This is a genomic window from Carnobacterium sp. (genome assembly GCF_040274425.1).
The window spans coordinates 1-4,769 of the sequence record NZ_JBEMBC010000131.1; the positions used below are offsets into that span (position 1 = coordinate 1).

7 protein-coding genes are annotated in these 4,769 nt (G+C 30.5%); 1 reads left to right on the forward strand and 6 read right to left on the reverse strand.

Translation table 11 applies throughout. The features are described 5' to 3' along the window. Nucleotides 1-17 precede the first annotated feature (17 nt). A complete protein-coding gene (locus ABS911_RS14350; RefSeq protein WP_350468125.1) occupies nt 18-161 on the forward strand; it encodes a hypothetical protein in 144 nt (47 codons plus the stop codon). A gap of 307 nt (nt 162-468) precedes the next feature. Here ABS911_RS14350 and ABS911_RS14355 read toward each other — a convergent pair whose 3' ends face one another. From ABS911_RS14355 to ABS911_RS15400, 6 genes are all read right to left on the reverse strand, one after another. Further along, nucleotides 469-1,329: an alpha/beta fold hydrolase gene (locus ABS911_RS14355; RefSeq protein ID WP_350468126.1), complete on the reverse strand. Its 861-nt coding sequence runs from the start codon at nt 1,327-1,329 to the stop codon at nt 469-471. 469 nt (nt 1,330-1,798) lie between these two features. Continuing rightward, nucleotides 1,799-1,996, reverse strand: coding sequence for a hypothetical protein (locus tag ABS911_RS14360; RefSeq protein WP_350468127.1), 198 nt, complete (start codon nt 1,994-1,996; stop codon nt 1,799-1,801). A 320-nt stretch (nt 1,997-2,316) separates the two neighbouring features. Then, entirely contained in the window at nt 2,317-2,778 is a 462-nt protein-coding gene (locus ABS911_RS14365; protein ID WP_350468128.1) for a hypothetical protein, read from the reverse strand. 162 nt (nt 2,779-2,940) lie between these two features. After that, nucleotides 2,941-3,483: a cysteine hydrolase family protein gene (locus ABS911_RS14370; protein ID WP_350468129.1), complete on the reverse strand. Its 543-nt coding sequence runs from the start codon at nt 3,481-3,483 to the stop codon at nt 2,941-2,943. 165 nt (nt 3,484-3,648) lie between these two features. Next, nucleotides 3,649-3,942, reverse strand: coding sequence for a hypothetical protein (locus ABS911_RS14375; RefSeq protein ID WP_350468130.1), 294 nt, complete (start codon nt 3,940-3,942; stop codon nt 3,649-3,651). Nucleotides 3,943-4,115: 173 nt separating this feature from the next. Beyond that, the gene (locus tag ABS911_RS15400; protein ID WP_502880557.1) at nt 4,116-4,316 is read right to left on the reverse strand and encodes a DUF2705 family protein; all 201 of its coding nucleotides are present in this window, start codon (nt 4,314-4,316) and stop codon (nt 4,116-4,118) included. Between the last annotated feature and the right edge of the window lie 453 nt (nt 4,317-4,769).

Sequence of the window (4,769 nt, forward strand, 5' to 3'; positions counted from 1 at the left end):
CAAATCAAAGGAAGTAATTGGGGAAAAGTGCACATTCTTATTTAGCAATATCTGCACTATTTAGTTTAGCAGTCACATTCAAGCGCTGCGGCTCTGAAATGGGGAAAAGAGAAGAAGTAAAAGTATTTTTAACTGCTGAAAAAAACACATATGAAGGTTAAATGAAAAATCTTTTACAGAGCTACTTTTATAAAAGATATTCGCTAAAAATAAGCGGATACCTTTTTTAGATACATTGTTTTATCCAATTTCATGTATTTCATTTAAAAAATGTGTAATAAGTCACTCAGGAGGGAATTCTCTACAGAAGAGGAGTATTCTGAGCATACTTTTACTTATTTTTAATTTATCTTCTATTTTATTGAATATATTGAAACATTTAATGAGAGCTTACTTCATCTTTAAAGCATTTATTTTGAAAAGTTCGGTAATCCTCGTCGTCATAACATCGCTTACATTGTTGCGGTTTTAAGCTTTAAAGAATTTATAAAACTCCTCGTAAGTCTCTTGAGGTGCTTCTTCTGCTAAATAATGCCCACAATTTATTCCACGTCCTTGTACTTCATCAGCCCAATCTTGCCAGACCGATAACACATCATACCAGTCAGGAAGTTCACCGTGATCACTCCACAATGCCAGAACTGGACAACTGATTTTTCTTATTCCTTGGTCCTCCTTATCTAATTTAAGGTCGATAGAAGCACCAGCCCGATAATCCTCGCACATTGCATGAATCGTATCAGGCTGGTGAATGCAGCGTAAATAATCAGCTAATGCTTCAGGATGAAACAGACTTCTGTCTCCTCGGAAATAGAAGTTATCTGGATTTTCTCCAATCATCTTTTCAGGAAGATCGAAGGGCTGTGCTAGAAAGAACCAATGCCAGAATCCCATAGCAAATTCTTTATTAGTATGCTTAAACGCTTCTCCAGTAGGAATGATATCTAGGATAGCAAGCTTTGTAACAGCTTCAGGAAAATCAAGTGCTAAGCGATAGGCACATCTACCGCCTCTATCGTGTCCTGCAACAGCAAATTGGGTAAATCCTAGATGTTTCATCACAGCTATTTGATCTCTTGCCATTGCTCGTTTGGAATAAGGAGAGTGGTCTATCGTTGTTGGAGGTTTAGAACTGTCTCCATACCCCCTTAAATCAGGCATGACTACTGTAAAGTCTCTAGCCAAAAGCGGAGCGATATGATGCCACATCATGTGAGTTTGGGGATGGCCGTGTAAAAGCAGCAACGGCGGACCTTCACCACCATAGCGTAACCGAATTTTAACTTCACCAGTATCTACTACTTTTAGTTTAAAGCCTTCGAATAACATTTTTTCCCTCCTTTTATAATTATTCAGTTAAATGTACTTTATTTTAAAGTAGTTTAAAAGTAAAAAGACCGATCTTAAATTTAATAAAATTGATCTAATTTCATCTTCAATGATTCTGATATTACGAAAGATAGAACCTTACTTTGAAAAATAAGGTTCTATCTTTTCTGACTAAAAATATGAGACAGGAACCTTTGTCAAAGTAAGTTCATTGATACAGGATTTTATGCATCTTTTATTCCTCTTTATGCTTACTCAACTTATTAAATAAGCTAGAAAAAAGATACCAATTAAAACACAGTCCTGCAAATAGTAAGATCCCAGGAACCCAAATTAAGTCTCCATAGTAATTAACATAAGTGATATAAACAATTATAAGTGATACCAGCATTATAAATGAAACTATATAAAATAGTATTTTCATATAGGCCTTCCTCCTATTTTTAATAATTTAAATACATTTTTTTTATTAATTCAGTTGTAATAATTGAGCAATTATTTCAGAGCTGCCTGGCAATAGCATAATTAACGAAATGATAATAAATAAAACCCCGATAATAAACGACATACTTACAATTTTAACTGACCGTGAAACATCTTTATTTAACATACCTACTATAATAAGAGCGATACCTACAAAGAGTATTAGAAAATACCAAAAACCCATTTTATCTCCTACTTCCTTTTAGTTTTATTAATATCAAGAAGTATACCTTTAATTTTATATGAATTTATATAATTATCGTTATGTTTGTATTAAGATTTAAATGACACTCTTTATTATATTGATATATAGGAATATTACTTACTAAATTTATCTCTATTTTTCTTGTGATCCGATTTGTAAAACCTTTCCAAAAAAATATTTAGAACCTCATTTGACAAGGTTCTAAATACCTAACTTTATCTAATTAAACTTCAATAAATATATGTTTATTAAGGTCAATTAGATACGATGGGATGTCTACATAATTAATTCACCCGTGTTTAATCAATCTGATTAATAGAAAATTTGCTACATTCAATTATAATAGTTGTTTGTGAAAATAAAAACATTTCATGTCTTAAATAACTATCTTTTATTAACAATAATTCATCGTGAGACCATTCATCTAATCCTCTATCAAATAAAATTTGGTTGCTTTCTGCTATTTTATTTCTCGATATATCGAAGTCTAATAAGTACACTGTCACATTTTCCCATAGTAATTCATGTTCATGTTCATTCCAGTGTTTTAAATGAGCAGATACTGATACAATACTGTCTTTTCCAGTATTATGTTTATTTTCATCATAATTATTTACAGTTGTTATGTTGTTGATTACACTATCATGTAAAGATTCGTTTAACATAAAATTAAAAGTTTTAGGTTCCAATATTTTTTTTAAAGATAATAAACTTTCATGATAACCTTCTATATCATTTTTTTCTTCAAAAAAACATTTCATAAAGAGTCTCCTTTTAAATTACTAATAAAAATGTATCCCATGTGGCTACTGCTTCAAATGCAAAGAATATTAAACCTACTACACTGATACTTGTGTAATTGTATCCTGTCTTTATCAATACATGATTCTATCCAATTTCATGTATTTTTAGCATATTCGTCTTTATTCTATAATCTCAGTATGAAAGCAACGTTTCATATGGTTTACCATGGTTTCTCCAATATTAGTAAACGTTGCGACACCTCGTTTATGAATAGCTGTTTTGAAACCTTCTGCATCGGCTCCTGCAACTGTTAAAAAGTCACAAATATCCGTGGTCACACCAACAATATGAACTTTTTCTACTTCTAAAATTTTTAACGTTTCAGCTAAATCAGTTTGAAAAAATGCATTATAGTTCGTTTTAGATTTATAAATTAAATTGTTATGGTTCTTGTTATCTTGAAACCAATCATACAAATCTCCATATAGTTGTTGCCCTTTTGTTCCCACAATATTATGTGGTGGCCACAATTCAAAATGTGAGTCATTTTTTTGGTGTGCATCCATTGATACAATAACTATGTTTCCCTCTGCTAAAAACCTTGTTGCCAAAGCGTTAATATAAGGGACTATTTCTTGTGCTGGCTTACCAACCGTTAACGCTCCATTGTCAGCAACGAAATCATTACTCATATCAACAATTAATAAAGCTTCTTTTACCATTTTAAACCGCCTCCTAAAATTATTCATTTTGAAATTGTTAGCAATATTTACCTTTTTATTCTTTCCCTGAATAATTCATGGTTTTTCTAGAAACTCTCTAAGAAAACAAAAATTACTTACCTTTATTTTTTTAGTTCTCGTATTCATTATAATTCAAGGAACAGTTCATAAACACAATTTTATAAAAGAACCAGCAATAGAGAAGCCAAATAAAGCTATAGCAGTGGTTAATATACTCAATGCTGTAATCAATCCGGTTCCTAATTTGTTCGTTAAATAATTTGAAGAAAGACTAGATAATATAGTGCATCCAGCAATAATCATCGTAATAATGCCAGCATAAGATAAAGGAACAGCTAATTCACTATGCATAATCGGCCAAGCTGATCCAATGAGTAAATCAGGCAGACCTAGGCTAATAAATGAGACATAAATAATAATTAATAAGAATGAACCCATTTCAAACTCCTGTTAAATTAATAAATACCTTATTTGAATAGAAAAAATATTTACTATAGTTAATAAAATAAGGTGATTATAACACTACTTTACGCACCATTTTAATGTTATTTCATTGGAACTTATCCATATTGTACGAAACACATTTGATAAAGTAGCTACTAACATCCGACCTAAGCTAATATATCTTTTCTATTAAAGGAATAATACGCTATAGACAGCAATAAAATAATGTAAAGACCGTTTATTGTTATAGAAAACGTAAACGTCATACCTTCCATGGAAGGATAATTACTTGGTAAATAGTTAGACAAATTCCAATTAGCCATTAATAAATATTTTGCTAACTCTGTTTTTGCAGATAAAGAGAACATTAATGCTGCTTAAATACAAAATCCGGGTCTTCCCTATTTTTCTCTCTACAATTCGGAAGTTTTTATGGCATCTCAAATAAAATAAAAATGCGTTTATTACTTGTTACATTCTTAATGCTTAGACGTTATAACTCATTATGGCCCCTCTTACTTTTAACAAAAAAAATAATTTTAGATACGACGTAAAAGTAAATTACATAGAAGATTAAAAAGTATCCCCAACGAACTAAACTATTCCCTACAGTTAAAAAATCTAGCATAGGTAACTGATTTTGAGTGAGAAAGGTTAAAAAAATAGCTAAAATAACTGTTACAATTGTTAGTAAAATTTCTTTTGTTTTTTCCTTCAAATTAAATCCCCCATAATTTTAATTTGAATACCTATTTTTTTTTACTATACCATATAATCATGTATTGATAATCAATATAAAAAAAAAAACCCTATAGAAATAG

Coding starts and splice junctions, on each gene's coding strand:
- ABS911_RS15400 (WP_502880557.1), bottom strand. CDS start 4,316: ATGTTCTCTTTATCTGCAAAAACAGAGTTAGCAAAATATTTATTAATG.
- ABS911_RS14370 (WP_350468129.1), bottom strand. CDS start 3,483: ATGGTAAAAGAAGCTTTATTAATTGTTGATATGAGTAATGATTTCGTT.
- ABS911_RS14375 (WP_350468130.1), bottom strand. CDS start 3,942: ATGGGTTCATTCTTATTAATTATTATTTATGTCTCATTTATTAGCCTA.
- ABS911_RS14355 (WP_350468126.1), bottom strand. CDS start 1,329: ATGTTATTCGAAGGCTTTAAACTAAAAGTAGTAGATACTGGTGAAGTT.
- ABS911_RS14365 (WP_350468128.1), bottom strand. CDS start 2,778: ATGAAATGTTTTTTTGAAGAAAAAAATGATATAGAAGGTTATCATGAA.
- ABS911_RS14360 (WP_350468127.1), bottom strand. CDS start 1,996: ATGGGTTTTTGGTATTTTCTAATACTCTTTGTAGGTATCGCTCTTATT.